This is a genomic window from Listeria farberi (assembly GCF_014229245.1).
In the GTDB taxonomy this organism is placed as follows: Bacteria; Bacillota; Bacilli; order Lactobacillales; family Listeriaceae; genus Listeria; species Listeria farberi.
The window spans coordinates 99,581-124,876 of record NZ_JAARZJ010000009.1 but is presented as its reverse complement, the minus strand read 5'-3'; the positions used below and the strand labels follow the sequence as shown (position 1 = coordinate 124,876).

Here is a 25,296-nt window from a genome sequence, read left to right as displayed (position 1 = left end):
CCCCCTTTATTTAAAAATCGCACGTCTTTTAAGTAAAACTAACCCTGTCCCCGCGGCCACAAAAATAATTCCATATAAAAACATTTTGCTAGAATCACTAGACTTTGGATTTGCTACCTTATTATTTGAATCACTTGTAGTTGCTGGCGTTGTTGTACTATTATTATCTGAAGATTTCACAGCTGCACCTGATGATTTAGCTGCACCTTCATCAAAACGTAACTGGATTTGATATTCATGATGATAATTTAACCCGTCATCATCAATATCCACTTTAATTTTTGCATTAACAGGACTACTTAAAGTTGATACTGGGAATGACACTTTTCTAGTATCACTCGCTGTGTTTTTCGAAGTTACACTAACCGCATTTCCCTCAACCCACAGACCAGTAATCCACTTACTATGATTTACTTGCAAACTAACAGTAGATTTCCCTCCATTTACTGTCACTGTTGCAGGCTTATCAAAATAGTCATTCGCCATTGACACTGAATCACTATCCCCCTGAAGCACTGTATAATCAACCGAATAAGTTCCGTCTTTCAGAGCAGCTTGTGCCGTTACACCAGCTGAAAGAAAAGAAAAACTAAATAAAACTACAAAAGCAACTAAGGCTAATACTTTTTTCACTCTTAACTCTCCCTTCTTTATTAAAAAACATCTATTTATAAAAAACCCCCACAGACATTTGTGAAGTAAAAGATTATGTAAAATTCATACGTCAACTATCATTTTAATTGATAATGATTATCATTGTCAACTATATTCTGTTTTTCGACATCCTCCACAACAAAAAAATCCATGGACAGCAACGTTTATCCACGGATTAATAAATATTTACGACTCTACTCATTCTCACTTATCTTGAGAAAATGTTCATATAACAATTCGCCTTTTAAAGTTAACGTATATCTTTTTTCTGTAATGTTATTGTTTCTCGTTAAATATCCATTTTCTTCCAACCAGTAAAGCGTAAGTAATACTTCATTCTTTGTATAATTGCGAAGATCCCCAAAATCAATTACTTCAAGCGACATATCATTAATTTTTGTATCTACACTTCTAGCAAAAAGAAGGACCTCTTGTAATAATTTTTCATCTTCAAGTTTCATTTTTAATCCTCCTTTAATTCTAAGTTAGTAAACATAAGTAACGTAAAAAGCCGTAGCTAAATGCCACGGCTTCTTACAGCGCAATCAAAAGGAGAAATTCACACAATCAAATAAAGGGGGTATTTGTTTGTGATTTATTTCACGGTTATAATATACCATATAAAGGAGTATAATTCAATAGTTCACATATTGTTTTTTGTAGTTAATCTTTGTCCTGCTACGCAAATGCTCCTATTACTCAAAAAATATATTAAAAAGACACGATGCATTACATTTGCGATCGTGTCTTTTTTTAGCATTTTTCACAATGTATTATTTAACCAGTTTTGCTAATTCATCTAATCTTTGTTCAAATACTTTTAAAGCATCATCTACAGGATTAGGAGTCGCCATATCAACACCTGCTTTTTTCAGCACATCAATAGGATAATCCGAACTTCCCGCTTTCAAAAAGTCAATATACGCCGTTACCGCTTCTTGACCTTCCGTTAAAATTTTCGCACTCAATGCAGAGGCAGCCGAAAAACCAGTCGCATATTGGAACACATAATAATTCATATAGAAATGCGGAATACGAGACCATTCATAACCGATTTCAGTATCATAAACTATCGCTTCTCCGTAATACTTCTTATTAATATCAAAATATGTTTCCGTTAAGTAATCTGCAGTTAACGCAACTCCTTGTTGATCTGCTTGATGAATAGCATGTTCAAATTCAGCAAATTGCGTTTGACGGAAAACCGTTCCCTTGAATCCATCCAAATAGTGATTTAATAAATAAGCCCGTATCTTAGGATCTTCATATTTCTTAAGCAAATAATCAGTTAACAGATTTTCATTGGTAGTTGAAGCAACTTCTGCTAAGAAAATCGAATAATCACCATAAACAAACGGTTGATTTTTTCTTGTATAATAACTATGGACACTATGTCCTAATTCATGAGCAAGTGTGTAGACATTATTAATATTATCCTGCCAGTTGAGTAAAATATATGGATTTGTACTATATGAACCAGAAGAATAGGCTCCACTACGTTTTCCTTTATTTTCCATCACATCAATCCAGCGACTATCAAATGCCTCTTTTAAAATAGCTTGGTATTCATCTCCAAGTGGTTTTAATGCTTCAAGCACAAGTTCTTTCGCTTCCTCATAAGTAAACTCCAAATTAACATCATCAGAAAGTGGTGTATAAAGATCATACATATGAAGTTCTTCTAAACCAAGTAACTCTTTGCGTAACTTCACATAACGATGAAGTAAACTTGCATTAGCATTCACTGATTTCAACAGCGAATCATATACTGTTTCAGGAATATGATTACCAGAAAGAGCCGCTTCTCGCGCTGATGTATACCCTCGTGTAGAAGCATAAAAATTAGATTTTTTAACTTGTCCATTCAAAGTAGATGCTAATGTGTTTTTTAATCCTTCGTAAACAGAATACACTCCAAGAAATGCATCACGGCGCACTCGCGGATTATTACTTTCTAACAACTTACCATAACGACCATGAGTAATTTCGATATCTTCTCCATTTTCATCTTTAATAGTTGGAAACTTCATATCTGCATTATTCAAGGTATTAAATGTATTGGACGAACTTCCAAGAACTTCACCAGCATTAGCTAGTAAAGCTTCTTCCTTCTCACTTAAAATATATGGACGACTTAAATTTAATTCTTCTAACAAATGAGCATATAATTGTAAATCTTTATTCTCATTTAAAAATTGTTTTAACACGTTTTCATCCATAGCTAAAATTTCAGGGTCATAGTAAGAGAGTGCAGACATTAACTTTGTAACTAAACTTCCTGCACGACTATGTAAGCCTTGATATTTCGCATTGGCTGTATCTTGGTCCATTTTTAAGTGAGCATATACATATAAATTACTAATTAAATCATATGCATTATCTCGAAATTGAAGTGCCTCATAAAGAGTTTGGCTATTTTCTGCTAAACGCCCTTTAAACTGCTCACTTTCTTCTGTAATTTTTTGCAAATCCGAAAATGCTTTTTCCCATGCTTCATCATTCGGATAAATCGTAGTTAAATCCCAAGTTAGATTTTCTGGTACTTCTTCTCTTAAAGGTAGTGCATTTGTTTTACTCAATATTAAAACCCCCAACCATAATCATTTTGCTTTTATTATGAGCCAAAATAACTAAAAAAGCAAAATAGATGATTACATTTGCGTCACTTGGCCATGTGTAAAAACCATTATCCGTTTCACTCGATATCGATTCTCTGGTATTGTAGATAGTACTCCCTCACTAATTAAATAAGAAAGATATGATTTCCCTAATTTCAAACATTCACTGGGAGATAACCAAATAGTTAGTATCTGGGTTACAACTGACTCAAAACTCTCTAAAAAACTTACCTCACTAAAGGTATCACCCTTCTCTAAGCCTTTTAAAAATTTTTCCCACAAGTCAAATTGCCATTCAACAGCAGGTGTTATAACTAAAAATTGTTCTTCTAAATCTATCCCAATTTCTTTCGGTAAATAGTGCAAGTAATAACCAGCATTAAATAATTTTTGCATAAATTGGCCATGTTTTTTATATTTAGCATAGTAAAAACAGATTTTTTGTCTTTCTAATTCTCTATCTCGTTTGACGTAGGCATGGCGTGAAATAATTCTAGCTAACTTCTTATTCCATTCTGTTAAAGGTGCTTTCATAGAAAACTTCATTTCGCTTGCGAAAAAACGGTTTCCTTTTTCAAATGTTAAATGATAATACAGCGTACAAATTTCACGCTCAGCAGAATAGTGCCAAAAGTGATACCCCCGTTTATTATCGGATTGAATAAATGCTTGTTGGAAGGCAGAGAGACAAATTCGACCTTTCTCTTTCTTTACTACTTGGCCAAGTAGCCATTGAACTTCTAAGCCAAGCGATAAATAGTCCATTGTACGTTGAACCATTTCACTAATTGAAATAGAAGAACACTGAAATTCAATGACGGTCTTTCCATTCACAAAAATATCTGCTTGTCGATTTATTTCTGGAAAGTAATTTTCTACTTCGACAGGAATACGCTGATAACAAAACCACCTCATGATTTGCTTTTTAGCCGCTAAGTGTTCTTCACTCTCTCCTTCTGAAGCAAAGGTGCATTTCATAGCTTTCTCATGAGCAAAATGTGGTATTTTTATTTGTCCTGCTTTTATAGTTACCGGACTTGCACAAGCTTTACAAAATAGCTTTCCTTCTTGCTTAATTCGTTCCACATTCTTCTTAGTAATAGTAAAAGTTTCTCCCATGTTATTTCTGGCTGTAAAAATAATTATCACTCTCCTATTAACTCTTTAGTATTATTATTCGCCATGAAGCTGCCGAATTCCTTTCTTATTTTTAAAATCACAAAAAAGACCCATTTGGCTTATTTTTCAGCACAAACGGATCTTTAAAATAATATTCTAGAAATGTTTTCTAATTTGCTTTAAGGCAGGCACGTCAAAGATTACTTTTCCATACTCTGCTAGCATATAACCAGTTAAATTCGACTCTAAACCGTACTCAAGTAAAATACTAACGGCATTGTCAATGTTAGATTCATCATACTTATTCTCAGGAAACTCTACATTCAAATAATACTTCCCTTGATACGAGAATAGCTTAGTTACTAAATTTTCCAGTCCTGTTGCTCGTGAAAGTGAAATAGCATCTTCAAAATCACGGAACTCTAAAATAAACTCTAACGTATCATCTTCTCCAAGTGATTCTTTCTTCACTGGATTGAAGTTTTCTTCGAGTAGTTTTTCAATTTTTTCTTCTGCAAGCTCATCTGGGGAGCTAAGCGTGACATCAAATCCGTCTTCGCCTTTTCCACCAATTGTAGCTTTTGTTACGAATACTTCTAAGCCATGTTTTAAGGCTTGGACTTGTATCCAGAGCGGACCTTCTGGAGAGAACTCTTCTTCATATTTCAGCTCATCCATCATATCCCAGAAAAGTTCTTCACTTTTCTCGCGGTCATACCAAACATCTTCTTGATTAAAACCACGCTCTTCCAAATCCAGATAAGAGATATAAAACTTGATAGTATCCTCATTAATTCGTTCAATTTCCATCGTCACACTCTCCCTTCCTTCTTAGTCATTGACAATGAAGGGTAAAACTTAATTGGTTAAATTCATTGTAGCTCATATTAGAAAATAGTACCACCATTTTTCCTTAGTGGATTATTATCTTAGCTGAAAAACGAAAAAAATTCAAGAACAATTACTTAAATTACAAAAAAAGTGCCAAGAATCCAATTGAATGGAATTCTCGGCAACCACTTTTATCAATCTTAGTTAACCATTTTTTGCGCTTCACGTAATTGATACGTACGAACACGGCGCGGTAAGAAACGGCGAATTTCATCTTCATTGTACCCAACTTGCAAACGTTTTTCATCAATAATGATAGGGCGTCTTAATAAGCCAGGATTTTTCTGGATTAATTCAAATAGTTGTTGTAAAGGAAGACTATCTAAATCCACGTTCAATTTTTGGAAAGTTTTTGAACGAGTGGAGATAATTTCATCTGTTCCATCCTCAGTCATGCGAAGAATTTCTTTAATTTCATCTAAACTAAGTGGTTCAGAAAAAATGTTTCTTTCCTTATAAGGGATATCATGTTCTTCCAACCATGCACGAGCTTTTCGGCAAGATGTGCAACTAGGTGAAGTGTATAACGTTACCATTAGACATTCACACTCCTTATCGGGTATTGTTTCATTCATATAACGAAATTCTAGCAATATCTCTATTTGGAAAATTCATTAAAGAACTTACACTTCATTATACACTAATTTTGTGAAATTCTATATACTAATTTTAAAATTTTTCTTTCCAAATATGTAAAACCATTGTTAGCAAGCCGTTATGTATATGATACCCCTACTATAACTTGTTTAAACTAAAATCACATGAAAAAAACAGCTTTTTTATGAGAATTTCATGAGAATTGATTTGACGCGCGAATTGGATTATTCTGATTTTTCTTTGCATTTTTTTATAAACTGTGTTACATTTGTAACGTAATTTAAATAAATAAAAAAGGAGAGAAACAAATGAAGAAAAAGAAATGCTTATTACTTATTTTAGCAGCTACACTCATATTAACTATAACAACTATTTCTCCCTCACCAGCCTCCGCTTTTATACCTTGTAGCCAGGGTGGAAAACACTCTATGCGTGGTAATGGATTAGGGTATGTCAAAAATGTTAAAACGGGAAAATACCCAATTCACAGAAAACAAGCCTACAGATGTACTAAATGTTCTATGGTAATTGTTAGTGTTAATAATGTCTATGCAAAAGCAAAATCATTAGGCAAATATCAAAGTGGAACTGGACCCGATGCTACAGTTCAGGTTATATTACAAAGAAATAATAAGTTGTATAATAATACAAGTCTAACTAAAGATCCCTTTACTCAAGGAATGGTATTTTATAGATAATAAAACCGCCCGTTAAAAACGGGCGGTTTTATTATCTATAAAATACCTTTTAGTCTATAACTTTTATTAACATGCTTTTTTTCAACATTATAAGTAAAAATACTAATTGATTAGTTTAGCATGCTTTTCTTTGTACATAACTTCTTCTTCTTCTGAACAATAAACAAAGTGTCCAGGAGCAATTTCGCGCATTTTAATTTCATCGCCATCTTTATAATTATGAATAGTTGGATCATATGCTTTACGCACACGAGTCCGTTCATAATTTGGATCTGGCAGTGGGATAGCGGATAGAAGTGACTCAGTATAAGGATGTAGCGGTGCATGATATAAATCATTTGCAGGCGCTAGCTCTACTAATTTACCGAAGTACATTACACCAATACGATCACTAATGTATTTAACCATTGATAAATCGTGGGCAATGAATAGGTAAGTTAGATTTTTTTCTTTTTGTAATTGACGTAATAAGTTAACTACTTGTGCTTGGATAGATACATCAAGTGCAGAAATAGGCTCATCGGCAATTATAAATTCTGGTTGAACTGCAAGCGCACGGGCAATACCGATACGTTGACGTTGACCACCGGAAAATTCATGTGGGTAACGACCTGCATGTTCTTTGCTTAGTCCAACTGTTTCAAGTAGCTCATATACTTGTTGGTTCGTTTCTTCAGGCGTTTTAGCAAGGCCATGAATACGAATACCTTCAGCAATGATATCTTTCACTTTCATACGCGGATTTAAAGACGCATATGGATCTTGGAAAATCATTTGCATTTTACGACGGAATTCAAGCATTTCTTTACGGCTTTTACGTGCGTGTACATCTTTACCGTTATAAATAACTTCTCCACCAGTTGCATCATACAAACGAATAATCGTACGTCCAGTTGTAGATTTACCACAACCAGATTCACCTACTAAACCAAGTGTTTCACCTTTATAAATATCAAAAGAAATATCATCAACAGCACGTACTTCGCTTGCAGTACCTTTGTTAAAGTATTGCTTTAGATTATGAATCTCTAATAATTTTTCTTTTTGTTCCGTCATTCTACTTCTACCCCTTTCGCATGGACAGCTTGCATGCCAGGATGAAGTTCCGCAAACTGTTCTTGGCGACGTAATACAGCATCAGGAGGCGTTACTTCAGGTGCGTCAGGATGAAGCAACCATGTAGCCGCATAATGTGTATCAGACACCTTAAATAGTGGCGGCTCTTCTTCAAGGTCAATTTGCATTGCATATTTATTACGCGCAGCAAATGCGTCCCCTTTTGGAGGATGAAGTAAGTCTGGTGGCGTACCTGGAATAACAAATAATTCTTCATCGTCTGTATCCAAAGTAGGCATAGAACTAATTAATCCCCATGTATAAGGATGTTGCGGATTATAGAAAATTTCATCGACTGTACCGATTTCTACAATTTTACCACCGTACATAACAGCAACACGGTCTGCAACATTTGCAACCACGCCAAGGTCATGGGTAATGAAGATAATCGACGTATCAATTTTTTTCTGTAAATCTTTCATTAAATCCAAAATTTGCGCTTGGATTGTAACGTCTAATGCTGTTGTTGGTTCATCAGCAATTAGAATTTGCGGGTTACATGCAAGTGAAATCGCGATAACAACCCGTTGACGCATCCCACCAGAAAATTGGTGAGGGTATTGTTTAATTCTTTCTTCTGCATTTGTAATACCAACTAATTGAAGTAAACGAAGCGCAGTTTTATGAGCTTCATGTTTACTAATTTTTTGGTGTTTAATAAGTGGTTCAGAAATTTGTTTACCAATTGTCATCGTTGGATTCAAGGATGTCATTGGATCTTGGAAAATCATAGCTATATCTTTCCCACGAATTTTTTGCATTTGTTTTTCGTGAGCTTTAGCGATATCCATTCCGTTAAATAAAATTTGGCCACTTTTAATTTCTGAGTTACCTTCTGGAAGTAAACGCATAATCGATTTTGTCGTTACTGATTTACCAGAACCAGATTCGCCAACAATCGCTAAGGTTTCCCCTTTATATAAGTCAAAATTAACTCCACGAATTGCCTTTACTTCTCCGGCATATGTGTGGAATGAAATATTTAAATCTTTAACTTCTAATAGCTTTTCCATTTTTCCTCACCTCTCTTTTAATCGCGCATTTTAGGATCAAAGGCATCACGCAAGCCATCTGCAATTAAGTTAAATGCAATCATGATGATACAAAGTACAATACATGGATAAAGGATCATATACGGTAATACTTGTAATGTTTTATATCCATCATTTACCAAGACACCAAGAGATGCTGCTGGCGCTGGAAGACCTAACCCAATAAAGCTTAGGAAGGCTTCAAAGAAAATCGCACTAGGAATACTAAACATAATGTTAATGATAATAACTCCCGAAATATTTGGTATTAAATGTTTCAATAAAATTTTAGGTGTAGACTCACCAAGTGTCATAGAAGCCATGACGAATTCTTGATTTTTGAGTTTCAATACCTGTCCTCTAACTACTCGAGCCATAGTTATCCAACTGGTCATTGCTATGGCTATAATAATGGAAACCATACCTGAGTCTAATACTAACATCATAAGTATAACAACTACTAAATTGGGGATAGCCCCAATAACCTCTAAAATACGTTGCATAACGTTATCTACACGGCCACCAGAATAACCTGAAATCAAACCATATGCTACCCCTATAACCAAATCACACAAAGCTGCAACAACAGCAATAATAAGCGATACACGTGTACCAGCCCAAATACGAGCAAATTGGTCACGTCCGAGTGTATCACTACCTAACCAGTAGTAAGTACCCTCTTTAATGTTATTTTGTTTATAAATATCAACGTCTTCTCCACCAATGGACTGATGACCATTCCAAAATGGCATATTTTCAAAACCTTGAACTTTCGGTGGAAGACTTGCATTTTCAGTAATTTGTCTATTAATATCATTTTTGGGTCCTAGGTTTTGTGATAAATAAGGTCCAACAATCGCCATGATAATAACAAGTGCTAATACAATAAGTGAAACTAAAGCCGCTTTATTTTTACGAATACGAAGCCAAGAATCTTGCATAAACGTTAAACTTGGACGATTAATTTTTTCCGCTTCTGCATCAAGGATGTGTGCTGGCTGGAATCTTTCTTTTGCAATTTTATGTTCTGCCATTATTTTCTACCTCCAGACACACGGATTCGTGGATCAATCAATCCGTAAAGAATATCTACTACCAAGATAACAAATACAAGCATAGCAGCAAATAATAATGTAGTTCCCATAATTACTGGATAGTCATTCATTTGAATAGAAGAAACGAACTGACTTCCGATACCTGGGATACTATAAATGTTTTCAATAACAAGGGAACCAGTCATCAGTGCAACCGATAATGGTCCTAAAACAGTAATTAAAGGAATAAGTGCATTGCGAATCGCATGTTTTACTGCTACTTCAGTTCTGCTATTTCCTTTTGCTTTTGCAAGAAGAACATAATCAGATGCAAATACATCGATTAATTCTGTTCTCATAAAACGAGCTGCTGTTGCAAGTGGGAACATAGCAAGTGCGAACGCTGGCAAAATTGTATCTGCAAACGAACCCCATCCTGCCACTGGGAAAATTTGTAATTTAGCTCCTAACCAGTATTGCAACACAGTCGCAAATACAAATGATGGAACTGATTTACCTAATATTGCTATAAATGTACTCGTATAATCCGGCCACCTATTTTGATACATGGCCGCTACGACCCCAAGTAAAATACCAAATATAATACCAAAAACCATTGCCTCAAGTGCTAATTGGACAGATGGACCAATCAGTGCACCTAAAATCTCAGACACTGGTCTATTATCAAGTTGGAAGGAAACTCCTAAATCTCCTTTTACCAAACCTGTCATATAATTTAAGTATTGGACTGGAATTGAATCATTTAGTCCATATTTTTCATTCATCATGTGAATTTGTTCGTCAGATAGTTTCTCCTGATTACGGTAAGGCGTACCAGGTAAGAATTTCATAAGAACAAACGTAACCGAAGCAATGATGAATAACGTTATAAGCATATATAATACTCTTTTTAACGTATATTTAACCATCTATCTCTACACCTCCCAGTTTTAATAAATATATAAAAAAGTTATCCCTAACCAAATTCGCAAGTTTAGTGAGCCTTTTTCTTCATTTCTAAACTTTTATTGCATAAGTGCAAATTAGTTAGGAAAAAAACTTCATTTTTCGAATGTTAGGTTCTAGATAAACTAGAAAAGGATACTTTAATTTTTAATTATAACACATCAAAATCATCAGCAAAAGGAGAGAGCATATCGAAATATACTCTCTCTTTCCGTCAAGCATTTCTTAAAGACTAATATTTTATTTAGTCAAGTATGTTTCTTTGTAAGTGTAGTCTGGACCAAATGGATTTTTTTGCAAGTTTTTAATGTAGTCTTTTTGTAGGTATGCAGTAGAACGTTGATAAAGTGGTTGAACAGCTACATCATCCGTAAGAAGGATTTTTTCTGCTTTAACCATTTCATCCCAACGTTTTTGATCTTCAGCTGCATAAGTTACAGATGCATCATTTAAAATCTTGTCATAGTCTTTGTTAGAATAACTCATTCTGTTTTGTGCACCATCAGTTACGAATAGATCTAAGAAAGTGGATGGATCTTGATAGTCAGGTCCCCAGCCGCTCATAGAGAAGTCGTAATCTTGGTTTTGATCATTTTGTAAACGAACTTTAAATGGTACGTTTTTCAGTTTAACTGTAAGACCATCTAAGTTCTTTTGTAATTGGTCTTGAATGAATTCAGAGGATTTTCTTGCATTTTCAGTATCATCACTAGTGAATTCAACTGTAATTTCGGAAACTCCAAGTTCTTTCAAACCAGCTTTCCATGCTTTTTGTGCTTCTTTTACATCATATTCTAAATGTGGACCAGATTCTTTTGTATAGTCTTCTTTGTTACCTGGATCAAAAGTGAAGCCTTCTGGTACAAGATTGTTTGCAGGTTTAGATCCGTTTTTAAGAACTGTGTCAGTGTACGATTGTTTGTCAATCGCAAGTGCAAGTGCTTTACGGATGTTTTTGTTAGCAAATACTGTGTCTTTGCCAGCACGTTTTTGGTTAAATTTAATGTAGAAAGTAGAAGAATCATTCACTGTTACATAGTCTTTATTGTTTTTGTTTTGAGCTGCATAATCAGCACTTAATACTGTGCGGTCGACTTTGTCAGTGTTGTATAAGTTAAGTCCAGTACCGGAGTCTTGAACAACTTGTACGTTGATTTGTTTCAACTTAACTTTATCTTTATCCCAATATTTATCATTTTTTACGTAAGTCCATTTTTTATTTGTTCCAGTCCAATCTTTAAGTTGGAAAGGTCCGTTGAATAACATGTTGTCACTATTTTGTGCATATTTTTCGCCTTTTTCCGTAACGAATTTTTCGTTAAGTGGGAAGAAAGTTGGGAATGCGAATAGTGAGTTAATGTAAGCAGTTGGTTTAGAAAGAGTAACTTCTAAAGTATAATCATCTACTGCTTTAATTCCTAATTCTTCAGGTTTTTTCTTGCCAGCTACGATATCGCCACCATTTTTGATTGCATCAAATAGGTAAGAATAAGTTGCTGCAGTATTAGGGTCAACCGCACGACGCCATGAGTAAACATAGTCATTTGCAGTTACAGGATCTCCGTTAGACCATTTTGCATCTTCACGAAGTTTGATAGTATAAACTGTTTTATCATCGCTAATTTTTGGCTCTTCAGCAGCACCGGCAATGGTAGGAATACCATCTTTGTTAAGCGCATATAGACCTTCGTTTGTTTGGTTTACTACGTTTAAACCAACTTGGTCATCCGCTTTTGTGCTGTCTGCAGAAGGAATTAATGCACTTTCTGTCAAGTTAAGTACTTGCTCTCCTGAAGCTTTTCCTGAGTTTGAGCCTTTTTTGTCGTCGGATTTGGAATCTGATCCGCCTCCACATGCTACCAAGACTAAGCTTAGTAATAGTGTTAATCCAAGTGTAAGAAATAATTTAGATTTTTTCACTAAGTAGACCTCCCTTTTTTATTTTTCTGAAAAATTGTTTCGATACCTATTATACTCTAAGAATTCTGGCTTTGTAAATTATTTTTACAAGATAAATGAAAACAAGGATGAAAGATACAAGTTATTAAAATATTAAGGCAAAATTGAAATTGCGTGAAAAATCTGAACAGAGATTGTTACGCTATCCGCTATTTTGCAATAACTTAAATAAATTATGTATACTTTGCAAAACCTTTTGATTAAGTTTTCAGAAAACATAACCATTTAAATTGGTAAATTTACAATCGATTATGCCAGTTATGTATAAACTCAACGAAGCCATCTATTTTTGTATAAGAAAAAATATCGAACCCCTTTAAAATTTAAAGGATTATTATATTTATATACTTTTTTTGAGCTGTTGTCTAGATAAAAATATCAAAAATTTAATTAAATTTTGTAATAAATTCGAAAAACGTTGGTATAGTGGGATTTTTTTGTTAATAATATGTAAAGACAGTTTGGCGATTTTTTTGCGAAAAAGATCTAATTTCTAACATTGTATGATAGCTTCCTTCTATCATATAGTGTTTCTGTTAGAATTGTGATAAAGTGAATTATGAATTTTAAGTAGAGGTGAAGTTATGTTTTTACGAATTACTATTTATACACTTATTCAAGAAGGTATCGTATTTGGGATTTTGCTTTTTGGAAAAAATGGTGTAAGTTTAAGCGGTTATATAGACGTCTCGTTCCTTGTATCACTCATTACATTATTAATAGGTTTGTTAGTTTATATTATGAGGAGCGGTTTTTTAGACCGAGTTCATAACGGCTTCCGAAACATTTCTCGTAAAATCAAACGCGAAGAAGAAAGTGAGTTCTCGGATATGCTCCTTTCAGAACTTGTTGGGCTACAGTATGCCGGAATTTTAATTAGTGCACTGCTTGTTATGCTCTCCAGTATTCTCTGTATGTTTTTATGATTGACAAGCCGTTTTGTAAACTGATAAAATGAATATAATATAACTGATGCGTTAATAGGAAGAATAGTACATTTTGTAGCTTTATAATAGAGAGTCTGTGGTTGGTGAAAACAGATAAAGCGCAAAATCGAATGGACTTCTGAGGACTGTTTGTGAAACAAAAGTAGCAAGCAGCGGCTAAAGACCGTTATCTTCTTTAATAGAGTTTTTCTATTACTAAGAGCCTTTAAGAGGTACTTAGGGTGGCACCGCGGATAACCGTTCGTCCCTAAACATTTATATGTTGGGATGGACGGTTTTTTTATTTTCGCAATCAGTGAAAAAATTGGAGGAATACAAAATGAAAAAAGTAATATTTTCCGGCATTCAACCTAGTGGACAATTAACTTTAGGGAATTATATCGGAGCTTTAAAACAATTTGGACAGTTTCAAGATGAATATGAATGTTTTTATTGTATTGTAGACGAACATGCGATTACGGTACCTCAAAATCGACTAAAATTACGCGAACAAACAAGAAGCCTTGCCGCTCTTTATTTAGCCGTTGGACTTGATCCTGAAAAAGCAACGTTATTTATTCAATCTGAGGTTGCAGCCCACGCACAAGCTGCTTGGATTTTACAATGTAACGTTTATATTGGCGAATTAGAACGTATGACACAGTTTAAAGATAAATCAGATGGTAAAGCCGGTGTAAGTGCTGGACTCTTGACTTATCCTCCATTAATGGCTGCGGATATTCTACTTTACCAAACAAACTTAGTACCTGTTGGTGAAGACCAAAAACAACATATTGAGTTAACTCGTGATTTAGCAGAAAGATTCAATAAAAAACATGCGGATATTTTCACGATGCCTGAAGTATTTATCCCTAAACAAGGCGCTAGAGTTATGTCCCTTCAAGATCCAACGAAAAAAATGAGTAAATCTGATGCAAACTTAAAAAATGCGATTTTCTTATTAGACCCACCTGCTACAATCAGAAAAAAAATCAAAAGCGCAGTTACTGACTCTAGTGGTATCATTGAATATAATAAAGAAGAAAAACCTGGTGTCTCTAACTTACTAACTATCTATTCTGTTATCACTGGTGAAACAATTGCTACTATAGAAGAAAAATATGTTGGTAAAGGCTATGGCGACTTTAAAACAGATTTAGCAGAGTTAGTTGTTGCTGAGCTTGAGCCAATCCAAGAAAGATATTACGCTTACTTAGAATCTGAAGAACTGGATAATATTTTAGATGCAGGAGCAGAAAAAGCGGCTCGTGTTGCTAATAAAACATTGAAGAAAATGGAAAATGGTGTCGGACTAGGACGCAAACGCAGAAAATAAATAAAAGGCGAATACTTGGTTACCCAAGTATTCGCCTTTTTACTATTAATTAACCTACTTTAATTTCCACATCAATATTACCGCGAGTAGCTTTAGAATATGGGCAAACTTCATGTGCTTTTTTAAGAAGTTCTTCTGTTTTTTCTTTATCTTGCCCTTCAATAGTTCCTTCTAATAACACTCCGATTTTGAAACCATTGTCTTCCGGGTCGCTATACAAGCTAACAGTCGCTGTTACAGTACTTTTAGCTTCAATTCCGGCTTTTCCAAGTACTAATTCTAATGCGCTATTGAAACAAGCCCCATATCCTGCTGCAAATAATTGTTCAGGGTTTGTTCCACCGCCGCCGTCTCCACCAAGTTCTGTTGGTGCTGAGATGTCAAAATAAAATACGTTATCTGGAGAATGTACTTCACCGCTTCTTCCACCAGTGTTAATAACCGTTGTTTCATAAAGTTTTTTCATTTCCTATTCCTCCTAATTGATTAGTAAGTGCTTGTAATTTAGTAAGTAATTGTGTGTAATCTTGTTCCTCGAAACCTAGTAATTGAAGGCAAGTGTCCACGCTTTTTAACACAGCTGGTTGAATTTCTATTGCTTTTTCCGTTAGCTCAATATAGACACGGCGTTCATCTTCCGGATGACGGCTCCGCGTTACATATCCCAAATTCTCCATTCGTTTTAACATCGGTGTTAATGTTCCGCTGTCTAAAACTAATCTTTTTCCAAGATCAGTAACCGTTTGTTTCTGCCCTTCCCATAAAACAAGTAAAGTAATATATTGTGGATAGGTAAGTTGGAACGGATCCAGAGCTTCGCGGTAGAGTTTGGTAAATTGTTTGGATGCATTGTAAACAGAAAAACAAAGCTGTTCCTCTAATATACGCGTGTTCGTGTCCACCATGTTCTCCTCCTTTTAAGTTGTGTGCAATTTAATTTTATACAACTTTATTGATTAAAGCTAGTTTTTTGCTCAAAAAAAGCCTTGTTTCCATTTTAGGAAACAAGGCTTTAGTTATTTTAGTCTTCTATTCTTTTGAATACTAGTGTCGCATTGTGGCCGCCGAAGCCAAAAGAGTTAGACATTACGACATTTACTTCTGCTTCACGTGCTTTGTTTGGAACATAATCCAAGTCACAAACTTCATCTTGATTTTCCAAATGGATTGTTGGTGCGATAATATTATCACGAATACTTAATAAAGCAAAAATAGCTTCAATACCGCCTGACGCACCTAAAGTATGTCCTGTCATTGATTTAGTAGAGCTAATAGCTAATTTCTTCGCATGCTCACCGAACACAGTTTTAATCGCTTGTGTTTCGTATTCATCATTGTATGGAGTACTTGTTCCGTGCGCGTTAATGTAGTCAACTTTGTCAGGAGTAAGTCCCGCATCGTCAATCGCCATTTTCATTGCACGTGCTGCCCCTTCTCCATTTGGCGCTGGTGCAGTAATATGATAAGCATCACCTGTTGCACCGTAACCAACAACTTCCGCATAAATCTTAGCACCACGAGCTTTTGCATGTTCATATTCTTCTAAAATTACAATTCCTGCTCCCTCGCCAATAATAAAACCATCACGGTCTTTATCAAATGGACGACATGCTGTTTCTGGATCTGGATTTAATGATAAAGCTTTATTTGCTGTAAAACCTGCTAATGACATTTTTGTAATTGGCGCCTCGGCTCCACCAGTAATCATTGCATCTGCATCGCCTCGTTCGATAACTTTAAATGCGTCACCAATAGAGTTGGTTGCAGTGGCACATGCTGTTACTGTAGTAGAGTTAATCCCTTTTGCTCCAAAACGAATCGAAACTTGTCCTGAACCCATATCTGGAATCATCATTGGTACAAAAAATGGGCTAACACGGCGGTGTCCACGATTTAGGAAAACTTCGTATTGAGTTTCAAATGTTTCCATTCCACCGATACCGGATCCAATCCATACCCCAACACGAGTTGCATTGGAATCATCAATAATCAAACCAGAATCTTGCACAGCCATTTCTGCACTTGCAATGGCATAATGGGTAAAACGGTCCATTTTACGAGCTTCTTTTTTCTCTAAATATTTTTCTACATCAAAATCTTTTAATTCTGCTGCAATTTTAACCGGAAAGTCATCCGGATTAAGTCTTGTCATTTCTGCAACACCATTGACACCTTTTTTAGCGTTTTCCCACGAAGTTTCTGCATCATTCCCAATTGGTGTAACTGCTCCAACTCCAGTAACAACTACTCTTCTTCTATCCATTTACTCATCTCCTTATTTTGCAATTCATAAAAAACAACTTCTGTCTAAACGACAGCAGCTAGTATAAAATTAAGGCTTTATTTAAAATAAAAATATTGCACAAACAAAATAAACCAAAAGCCTGCTCTATTATAACATAAATAAAGAAGAGTTGCCCTAACTAAAATAAACGTTAGGGCAACTTTTCTTTTGAAGTATGTTATTTATTTACCCCAACGAATGATTAGGGCCCCCCATGTTAAGCCGCCCCCAAAGCCGACAAGTAACACGTTATCATTGTCTTTAATACGTCCTTCTTCAACCGCGTCTACTAATGCAAGTGCAATAGAGGATGATGATGTATTTCCGTATTTATGAACTGTCTTCATTAGTTTTTCTTCTGGGAGATTTAAACGTTCACGGGAAGCTTCCATAATACGAATATTAGCTTGGTGTGGAATTAGTAAATCTAACTCTTCTTTTTCAAGTCCAGCACGTTCTAATACACGTAATGAAGCTTCACCCATTTGACGAACAGCAAAACGGAATACTTCACGTCCGTTCATATAGATTTTTTCATTTTCATCTAAGTTTAAATACTTGCCTCCTGAACCGTCCGAACCCAAGTCAAAGGAAAGTAGACCGTGATTATCTGATACAGGGCCCATAACAACTGCTCCTGCTCCGTCACCGAATAATACTGCTGTAGAACGGTCATCCCAGTTAGTTATTTTAGATAATTTATCTGCACCAACTACGACAATATTTTTATAAGCGCCTGTTTTGATGAATTGAGCTGCAGTAACAACACCAAATGTAAATCCAGCACAAGCTGCTTCAACATCCATGCCTGCAGCATTTTTTGCTCCTAAGCGGTCTTGGATAATATTAGCAACGGATGGAAAGGTTGCTTCTTGTGTCACTGTTGCAACAATAAACAAATCAATATCATCTGGTGTAAGTCCAGCATTTTCAATAGCTACTTTTGCTGCTTCATATGCTAAATCATGTGTATATTCATCATCACGAGCAATTCTTCTTTCTTCAATTCCAGTACGAGTACGAATCCACTCATCCGACGTTTCCATCATTTTTTCTAAATCAAAGTTTGTTAATATTTTTTCAGGTACGTATTTACCTACTCCTAAAATTCCTGCGTTCATGTGTTCTCCTCCATATCAAACTATATCAGGATAAAAGTTCTTCTCCTGGTTATTTTTATGACCTGGTACTAATTTTAACAGAGAAACTCCAATTACGCAATTGGATTGCTACTTTTTATTTTACTTCAAGTGCCTTATTCGGATTATTTTCAGCAAAACCGCCTGCTTTAGACCAACCAATTATTTTACCGTCATCTGATGTTATACGGTACCAGTACTCATTTTTCACATCTGCTCGACGGTCAATGTCCACTTCTTTTCCTAAATAATTATTTAAATCTGCTACTACTTTAGAATTATCTTCTACTGGATACGCATAGATTTTTTGGTCTGAGTCTGTTACATATTTATCTAGTTTCATATTTGTTTCATTTTTAGGGGTGTAAAAAATAGTTACTGCATCACTATCTATCCATCCAATTGTTTTACCTTGATCCTGAAGTTGATACCAAGTTCCTTTTTCGGTAACCGCTTTTTGTGTTATTCGTAGCGTTTTATTTTGGAAATCTTTAGCACTTCCTACTTGCTCTGCGCCTTCTGTGTTATATGGTTTTGTCCAAATAATTTCGCTAGCAGGATTTGTAATTTCAGCATAAGCCAATTGTTTTTCCGTTGAGGTTACTGAGTCGTATACTTGATCATAGTCATCTAAATTATATGTTTCTATAGTAGAGATTAGTTTTTCTGCATAATTCGGGTCAGTTGCATAGCCAGCGTCTTGAATTGCATGGGCTGCTTTTTTATAGTCTGTTTCTCCGATAACCGCAGAATATAAATCTGAATTTCCAGATACTCCATTAATAAAAAGTTGTGCATGATCGACTAAAGATGATTTTTTATCAGGATATTTTCTGAAATCTGCTTGGGTATGATAAGCTTTTCCATTGCTAAATTCTTGTGTACCCATTGAAACTGAATTTCCTTCATAGCTACCTTTAATTCCAAACAAGTTATTAGCAGAAGCTGATAAGCCACTTTGACCCCAGTTGGATTCTAAGATAGCTTGAGCTAAAGTAACACTCGTTAATATTTTTTCTTCTTTTTGTAAATCTTGTGCATCGCTAGCAATAGATTGTATAAATTGCTGTTGTGATAAAGTCATTCCTGCCTGACTCACTGCGGTTGCGCTTGCCTCTACCGCTCCTGTATTAGCAAAAGGTAATAAAGTAGAACTTACGATAGCACTTGCTAGTAAAATCTGCGTGAATTTCTTTTTCATTATCAGTTGGCACTTCCTATCCAAATTAGTTAATTCCCCAATTTAAATGGCTCTGTCTCTGTTAACCTTCTCCATTCTAGCATTTTCATTCTGAGATCTTACTAACTTTTTGATGAAAAACTTATCATAAAAGTTAGTAAATGGCTATTTCAAAGGGTTTGAGAATACCTATTTACATTTGACAATATTATGTCATTCCATTTAATCCTCTATACACTAGTATTCTCTGTTCTAGATTTTATTCCTCCCTATTTTACGATAATCGTATTTTCAAAAGATATATGATTGGATAATCTATTTTTATGTGCTAAAATGTATAATGAAATAGATGAAATGGGGTGTAAGGATGCGTTACGTAGTGACTGTGTTTTGGGTATTCTTACTTTCTTTAATGGCGGAATTCGTTCTTTCTTCCATGTTATATGTATCATTTGATATGACGCGGGCTATTATTTTAACAGTAGGGTTATCCTTCTTCATTATTTTAATCACTTTCTTGATGCCTAAAGATAGCGAAGTTTATGACTTTAAGTAAACATCCAACTTTCTGATAGCGAGAACTCACTTTTCGAGTGCAGCTCAAAAAAACCTCTTTCCACATGGTGGAAAGAGGTTTTTTTTATTTATCCAAGTAATATTTGTTTACTGGTTTTAATTCATCATTTAGTTCATAAACAAGCGGTACACCTGTCGGGATTTCGAGCTCCATAATCTCATCATCACTAATACCTTCTAAGAATTTTACCAAGGCGCGTAAACTATTACCATGAGCTGCAATAACAACACGACGTCCTGCTTTAATTTCAGGTGCAATGGTATCCATCCAGTAAGGAATAACTCGTTCTAAGGTTACTTTCAAGTTTTCGCCCGATGGAATTGCATGGGTATCAAGAAGTTGATAACGGCGATCATTTTTCGCTTGTCTTTCGTCGTTTTCTTCTAATAATGGTGGAAGAGTATCATAGCTTCTGCGCCATTTTTGTACTTGGTCTGCGCCGTATTTTTCAGCCGTTTCTTGTTTATTAAGTCCTTGAAGCGCTCCGTAATGCCGTTCGTTTAAACGCCATGATTTATGGACTGGAACCCACATTTGATCAGATTCTTCTAAAACATAATTAAGTGTTTTAATAGCTCTGGTTAAAACAGAAGTAAAAGCTACATCGAATTCCAAGCCAGCTTCTTTAATTCGTTTTCCAGCTGTCATTGCTTCTACAACGCCTTCTTCTGATAAGTCAACATCATGCCAACCAGTAAATAAATTCAATTTGTTCCATTCACTTTGACCATGACGAATTAATACTAATTTCATCTTCCTCATCCTTCCATTTTCGCTTATTTTCTAAACGACTAATCCAACAAAAGTTTTCCCTCTCGAGTCGTGAATCAAACATTTTCCATATTATTCTGTGACTTTAAAAGTAAATTCTTTATCTTGTATATCAATTTTAACGGAAGAATGTGGCATGATTTTACCAGATACAATTTCTCTTGCAAGCGGCGTTTCGACATGACGCACGATATAACGTTTAAGTGGTCGTGCACCGTATACTGGGTCATAAGCTTCTTCTGCAATAAAGGCTTTGGCGTTATCTGAAATAGTAATTGTAATTTCTTGATCGGCAAGGCGAATTTGCAGTTCTTCTACTAATTTTTCCACAATGCCTTTAATATCAGCGAGTGTAAGTGGTTTAAATAGAATAATATCATCTACCCTATTTAAGAATTCTGGTTTAAATTCACTTTGTAAAATTTGCATTACATCTGATTCTAACTCAGGTGAGATTTCACCTTCTTCGGTTCTTTCTAGTAATAGATTAGAGCCGATATTGGATGTCATAATAATTACAGTATTTTTAAAATCAATTAAGCGCCCCTGAGAATCCGTAATCCGTCCATCATCAAGGACTTGTAAAAGGATATTAAATACATCTGGATGAGCTTTTTCGATTTCATCAAGTAAGATAATCGAATATGGGTTGCGTCTTACAGCTTCAGTAAGTTGTCCGCCTTCCTCATATCCAACATAACCTGGAGGTGCCCCGACAAGTCTTGATACTGAATGTTTCTCCATATATTCAGACATATCAATTCGAATCATATGATCTTCAGAATCAAACATATTATAGGCTAATGCTTTGGCAAGTTCCGTTTTACCAACACCGGTTGGCCCTAAGAAAATAAAGGAACCAATTGGACGTCTCGGATCTTTAATACCCGCACGTGCACGTAACACTGCATCACTAACTAATTGAACAGCGTCGTCTTGACCAATTACTTTTTGATGAAGCATATCTGCTAATTTAAGCAGTTTTTCACGTTCCCCTTCTACTAACTTAGTCACAGGTATTCCAGTCCATCGTCCGACAATTTCTGCGATTTCATTTTCTGTTACTTCTTCTTGTAAAATTCGATCTTCTTGTGCTGTTTTTTCACGATTTTCATTTTCTAACACTAATAATTCTTTTTCTACTGCTGGAATTTTACCGTGGCGAAGTTCAGCAGCTTTGTTTAAATCGTAGTTGTTTTCAGCTTCTTCTAACTCGTGACGTAGATGATCTATTTGTTCACGTACCTCGCGAATTTTACTAATTTCGCTCTTTTCCGCTTCCCATTTAGATTTCATTTTATTTGCTTCTTCTTTATAGTCAGCTAGTTCTCGTTGTAACATTTCTAAGCGTCGTTCACTTGCTGGGTCTTTTTCTTCTTTTAATGCTGCTTCTTCAATTTCTAATTGCATCACTTTTCTTGTCACTTCATCAAGTTCGCTCGGCATAGAATCAATTTCGACACGAATAGTTGCGCATGCTTCATCTACTAAATCAATTGCTTTATCTGGTAAAAAACGATCTGTAATGTAACGATTGGAAAGACTGGCTGCTGCAACTAAAGCATTATCATGAATATTTACTCCATGGTGAATTTCAAAACGTTCTTTTAAACCACGTAAGATGGATACTGTATCTTCCACTGTTGGTTCTGGAACAAGTACTTTTTGGAATCGTCTTTCAAGTGCCGCATCTTTTTCGATATACTGGCGGTATTCGTCCAAAGTTGTGGCGCCGATACAGTGAAGTTCCCCTCTCGCAAGCATAGGTTTTAACATGTTTCCAGCATCCATAGCTCCATCTGTTTTCCCCGCTCCCACAATCGTATGGATTTCATCGATAAATAGTAAAATTTGACCTTCACTTTGTTTAACTTCTTGCAGTACTGCTTTTAAACGTTCTTCAAATTCCCCACGGTATTTAGCTCCGGCAATAAGGGAACCGATATCGAGTGAAATAATTGTCTTATCTTTCAATCCTTCTGGAACATCTTTTCTGACAATACGTTGCGCTAAACCTTCCACAATAGCAGTTTTACCGACACCCGGCTCACCGATTAATACTGGATTATTTTTGGTTTTTCTTGATAAAATTCGGATAACGTTGCGGATTTCTGCATCGCGTCCAATAACTGGATCGAGTTTACCACTTCTTACTTCCGCGACTAAATCACGTCCATATTTTGTTAATGCTTCATAGTTTTCCTCTGCGTTTTGAGAAGTCACTTTTTTCCCTCCTCTTATTTTTAAAATTGCTTCTTTAATTTGTTTTTTAGATTTGTCTTGTTTTTTCAGTTCGGTTGTAATAGGATTTGAAGACTGGTCCATTACAGCTAAGATAAGATGTTCAGTTGATACAAAGTCATCGTCTAATTGTTTTTGCTCTTTTTCTGCATCTCTCATTAATTGGAAAAGCGCTTGACTCATTGCTTGACCATAGTTAACTCCACTTCCAGAAATCACTGGGATTTTACTTAAAATGTTGTCTACTACGTTTTGAAGTGAGTCTACGTCAACTTCTGCTACATCATACACGCGTTTTGCAAAGTCACTTTCTGTTAATAACACTTTAAAAACGTGTGCCACATCTATTTCTTGGTGCTCTGATGCAATAGCTAGATTTTGGGCGTCCGCAATTGTTTGCTGAACTTGTTGCGTAAATTTTTGTAAATCCATTTATTTGTCCTCCTTAAAAAATAAGTTTGACCTTTTTTGACCTTAATATTATTATAGAATTTTAAATTGCTTTTGTCTATCAAAAACCATCTTTTTTATAGAAAAAGACCTACCAATTTTTAGGTTGGCAGATCTTCAAAATTCTTAATTACGACCTGTGAATAGGCGGAGTAATAATAAAAATAAGTTAAGAAAATCAAGGTATAAATTTAGCGCAAGCATTGGTACATCAGCAAGTTCTACATCGCGCTTCATAATTTGGTTGAAATCATACAAAATGTATAATGAGAAAATAATTGTTCCACCAGCTGAAATAATTGTTGTCAGCATAGAACCTAATGGTAAAAAGACACCTAAAAAGCTGAATAGTATTAAAATAATAAGGGAAGCAAATAGCGCACTACTTAAAAATGAAAGGTCTTTCTTCATTTTTGCGCCAACAAAACCTAGTGTTGTGAAAGTAATCGCTGCTGTTATAAAGGCCATCAGAACTGCTGCACCTAGTCCAGCCCCAAAATAATATGTCAAAGTTGGGCCAAGCGTCAAACCAGTAACTAAGGCAAACGCTAATAAAACTGGATACCCGACAACTTTATTAATTGTTTTACTACGACGTACAATAATAGCAACAACAAGTAGTGCTACTTCTAATATGATAAGAGGTAAAAAAAGTTCTGGACTTAATTTACTCCCAATCGCAGCACCGACTGCTGCAAGTAGCAAAGAAAATACAAACCAATTGAGTATTTTTTGCATAATAATTTGTTTACTCGTTCTTTTCTCTATATTTATTTGTTCGGATGTTGAGTTGATTTCGTTCATGAACATTTCTCCTCTTCAGTTGATTAGTTTTATTATAACAAACTAATAATTACAATTCTATCGGTCTTACGTTGGAAATTTTAAAAAAAGAAGTGCATAAAGCACTTCTTTAAATTAAATCAAATTGTTTCAAGCCAAGCATTATGCCATCACTGTTGTTATCTTTCGTTACAAAGGTAGCTTTTTCTTTTAATAAGGGTACTGCGTTTTCCATTGCAATAGCATTATCCACCGCACTAAACATCTCTAAATCATTCATTCCATCACCAAAAGCATAAGTTGGAACATCTTGATACCCCATAACTTCAAGCAGTTTCGAAATACCCACAGCTTTAGAGCCGCCTTTTTTTAATACGTCGTTACTAAATGGTGTGTTACGAACGAATTGCAATTCTGGAAAACGTTCTGGGAAATAATCATCCCCTGATTCAAGTAAAAGAAGTGCCATATTGATGGTTTCTTCTTTATACATATTAGGTCTTACTTCTGGCATTGGTTCGCCTAAAAAATCATAATGCGCTTTTACAACTGGTGTATTCGCCGTTGCGCCAATTCTTTTATCATTATAATAGCAGACTTCGACATTTTGTGATTTCGCTTCTTCAGTCAAACGCTCAAGCAAATCAGCATTAATCACATCTTCGTACACTTTCTCCCCTTCAAAAATGGCCATTTGTCCATTCATCATTACTGCAGACTCAATACCGGTAATTTTCATTTGATGACTTATTTCTATAAATGTTCGTCCAGTAGCAATAACAGGAATAATATTATTTTGTCGAAGTTTTTCAAGTGCTTGAAGTGAACTATCAAGTACTTTGGATTCACTATTTAAAAGTGTTCCATCCATATCAAAAAAACAAATTCCACGTGGTTTCACATTATTCATCCTTTACTAACATAAT

The 25,296-nt window shown here is 35.2% G+C and carries 24 protein-coding genes and 1 other annotated feature; of the genes, 4 read left to right on the top strand and 20 right to left on the bottom strand.

Annotated features, from left to right (window positions below; genetic code table 11):
- Positions 1-6: 6 nt before the first annotated feature.
- The 6 genes from isdC to spxA all read right to left on the bottom strand — a co-directional run bounded on the left by isdC (position 7) and on the right by spxA (position 5,818).
- Positions 7-633: a heme uptake protein IsdC gene (gene isdC / locus HCB45_RS09730; RefSeq protein WP_185319343.1), complete on the bottom strand. Its 627-nt coding sequence runs from the start codon at positions 631-633 to the stop codon at positions 7-9.
- 215 nt (positions 634-848) lie between these two features.
- A complete protein-coding gene (locus tag HCB45_RS09725) occupies positions 849-1,115 on the bottom strand; it encodes a DUF3116 family protein (RefSeq protein ID WP_185319344.1) in 267 nt (88 codons plus the stop codon).
- A gap of 312 nt (positions 1,116-1,427) precedes the next feature.
- Positions 1,428-3,233, bottom strand: coding sequence for an oligoendopeptidase F (gene pepF, locus HCB45_RS09720; RefSeq protein WP_185619706.1), 1,806 nt, complete (start codon positions 3,231-3,233; stop codon positions 1,428-1,430).
- A gap of 72 nt (positions 3,234-3,305) precedes the next feature.
- A complete protein-coding gene (locus HCB45_RS09715; RefSeq protein WP_185319346.1) occupies positions 3,306-4,421 on the bottom strand; it encodes a competence protein CoiA in 1,116 nt (371 codons plus the stop codon).
- Between the two features lie 126 nt (positions 4,422-4,547).
- Complete coding sequence (gene mecA / locus HCB45_RS09710; protein ID WP_185319347.1) at positions 4,548-5,201, bottom strand: adaptor protein MecA; 654 nt, start codon at positions 5,199-5,201, stop codon at positions 4,548-4,550.
- Positions 5,202-5,422: 221 nt separating this feature from the next.
- Positions 5,423-5,818 carry a transcriptional regulator SpxA gene (gene spxA / locus HCB45_RS09705; protein WP_003720569.1) on the bottom strand — a complete coding sequence of 132 codons (396 nt, stop codon included), beginning with the start codon at positions 5,816-5,818 and terminating at the stop codon, positions 5,423-5,425.
- Positions 5,819-6,187: 369 nt separating this feature from the next.
- Between spxA and HCB45_RS09700 the strand changes: the two genes are divergently transcribed.
- Complete coding sequence (locus HCB45_RS09700) at positions 6,188-6,577, top strand: hypothetical protein (protein ID WP_185619704.1); 390 nt, start codon at positions 6,188-6,190, stop codon at positions 6,575-6,577.
- A 102-nt stretch (positions 6,578-6,679) separates the two neighbouring features.
- Here HCB45_RS09700 and oppF read toward each other — a convergent pair whose 3' ends face one another.
- The 5 genes from oppF to HCB45_RS09675 form a co-directional block, all read right to left on the bottom strand.
- Positions 6,680-7,633, bottom strand: coding sequence for an oligopeptide ABC transporter ATP-binding protein OppF (gene oppF / locus HCB45_RS09695; RefSeq protein WP_185619702.1), 954 nt, complete (start codon positions 7,631-7,633; stop codon positions 6,680-6,682).
- A complete protein-coding gene (locus HCB45_RS09690; RefSeq protein ID WP_185619700.1) occupies positions 7,630-8,706 on the bottom strand; it encodes an ABC transporter ATP-binding protein in 1,077 nt (358 codons plus the stop codon). The genes oppF and HCB45_RS09690 overlap by 4 nt, the downstream gene beginning before the upstream one ends.
- A gap of 17 nt (positions 8,707-8,723) precedes the next feature.
- On the bottom strand, positions 8,724-9,758 hold the full coding sequence (opp3C, locus tag HCB45_RS09685; protein WP_185619699.1) for an oligopeptide ABC transporter permease: 1,035 nt from the start codon (positions 9,756-9,758) through the stop codon (positions 8,724-8,726).
- A complete protein-coding gene (gene opp3b / locus HCB45_RS09680; protein ID WP_185619698.1) occupies positions 9,758-10,687 on the bottom strand; it encodes an oligopeptide ABC transporter permease in 930 nt (309 codons plus the stop codon). The genes opp3C and opp3b overlap by 1 nt, the downstream gene beginning before the upstream one ends.
- A gap of 277 nt (positions 10,688-10,964) precedes the next feature.
- Positions 10,965-12,644, bottom strand: a complete 1,680-nt coding sequence (locus tag HCB45_RS09675) for a peptide ABC transporter substrate-binding protein (protein WP_185619697.1) — start codon at positions 12,642-12,644, stop codon at positions 10,965-10,967.
- A 623-nt stretch (positions 12,645-13,267) separates the two neighbouring features.
- Between HCB45_RS09675 and HCB45_RS09670 the strand changes: the two genes are divergently transcribed.
- Complete coding sequence (locus HCB45_RS09670; protein WP_185319351.1) at positions 13,268-13,609, top strand: DUF3899 domain-containing protein; 342 nt, start codon at positions 13,268-13,270, stop codon at positions 13,607-13,609.
- Positions 13,610-13,651: 42 nt separating this feature from the next.
- Positions 13,652-13,882, top strand: a binding site (T-box leader).
- Between the two features lie 67 nt (positions 13,883-13,949).
- Positions 13,950-14,945, top strand: a complete 996-nt coding sequence (trpS, locus tag HCB45_RS09665; RefSeq protein WP_185619696.1) for a tryptophan--tRNA ligase — start codon at positions 13,950-13,952, stop codon at positions 14,943-14,945.
- A gap of 49 nt (positions 14,946-14,994) precedes the next feature.
- Here trpS and HCB45_RS09660 read toward each other — a convergent pair whose 3' ends face one another.
- The 5 genes from HCB45_RS09660 to HCB45_RS09640 all read right to left on the bottom strand — a co-directional run bounded on the left by HCB45_RS09660 (position 14,995) and on the right by HCB45_RS09640 (position 19,593).
- Positions 14,995-15,411: an organic hydroperoxide resistance protein gene (locus HCB45_RS09660; protein WP_003767979.1), complete on the bottom strand. Its 417-nt coding sequence runs from the start codon at positions 15,409-15,411 to the stop codon at positions 14,995-14,997.
- Complete coding sequence (locus tag HCB45_RS09655; protein WP_185619695.1) at positions 15,395-15,847, bottom strand: MarR family winged helix-turn-helix transcriptional regulator; 453 nt, start codon at positions 15,845-15,847, stop codon at positions 15,395-15,397. The genes HCB45_RS09660 and HCB45_RS09655 overlap by 17 nt, the downstream gene beginning before the upstream one ends.
- 119 nt (positions 15,848-15,966) lie before the next feature.
- The gene (gene fabF / locus HCB45_RS09650; RefSeq protein WP_185319353.1) at positions 15,967-17,208 is read right to left on the bottom strand and encodes a beta-ketoacyl-ACP synthase II; all 1,242 of its coding nucleotides are present in this window, start codon (positions 17,206-17,208) and stop codon (positions 15,967-15,969) included.
- 203 nt (positions 17,209-17,411) lie between these two features.
- A complete protein-coding gene (gene fabH, locus HCB45_RS09645) occupies positions 17,412-18,350 on the bottom strand; it encodes a 3-oxoacyl-ACP synthase III FabH (protein ID WP_185319354.1) in 939 nt (312 codons plus the stop codon).
- 115 nt (positions 18,351-18,465) lie between these two features.
- Positions 18,466-19,593, bottom strand: a complete 1,128-nt coding sequence (locus tag HCB45_RS09640; protein ID WP_185319355.1) for a GW domain-containing glycosaminoglycan-binding protein — start codon at positions 19,591-19,593, stop codon at positions 18,466-18,468.
- 322 nt (positions 19,594-19,915) lie between these two features.
- Here HCB45_RS09640 and HCB45_RS09635 point away from each other — a divergent pair, with 322 nt between their 5' ends.
- Positions 19,916-20,104 carry a YjzD family protein gene (locus HCB45_RS09635; protein ID WP_003763532.1) on the top strand — a complete coding sequence of 63 codons (189 nt, stop codon included), beginning with the start codon at positions 19,916-19,918 and terminating at the stop codon, positions 20,102-20,104.
- A gap of 84 nt (positions 20,105-20,188) precedes the next feature.
- Here the strand turns inward: HCB45_RS09635 and gpmA are convergent, their stop codons facing one another.
- From gpmA to HCB45_RS09615, 4 genes are all read right to left on the bottom strand, one after another.
- Positions 20,189-20,878, bottom strand: coding sequence for a 2,3-diphosphoglycerate-dependent phosphoglycerate mutase (gpmA, locus tag HCB45_RS09630; protein ID WP_185319356.1), 690 nt, complete (start codon positions 20,876-20,878; stop codon positions 20,189-20,191).
- 90 nt (positions 20,879-20,968) lie between these two features.
- Positions 20,969-23,569, bottom strand: a complete 2,601-nt coding sequence (gene clpB / locus HCB45_RS09625) for an ATP-dependent chaperone ClpB (RefSeq protein WP_185619694.1) — start codon at positions 23,567-23,569, stop codon at positions 20,969-20,971.
- Between the two features lie 144 nt (positions 23,570-23,713).
- Positions 23,714-24,391, bottom strand: coding sequence for a Bax inhibitor-1/YccA family protein (locus HCB45_RS09620; RefSeq protein WP_185319358.1), 678 nt, complete (start codon positions 24,389-24,391; stop codon positions 23,714-23,716).
- Between the two features lie 109 nt (positions 24,392-24,500).
- Positions 24,501-25,271: a Cof-type HAD-IIB family hydrolase gene (locus HCB45_RS09615; RefSeq protein WP_185619693.1), complete on the bottom strand. Its 771-nt coding sequence runs from the start codon at positions 25,269-25,271 to the stop codon at positions 24,501-24,503.
- Positions 25,272-25,296 lie beyond the last annotated feature (25 nt).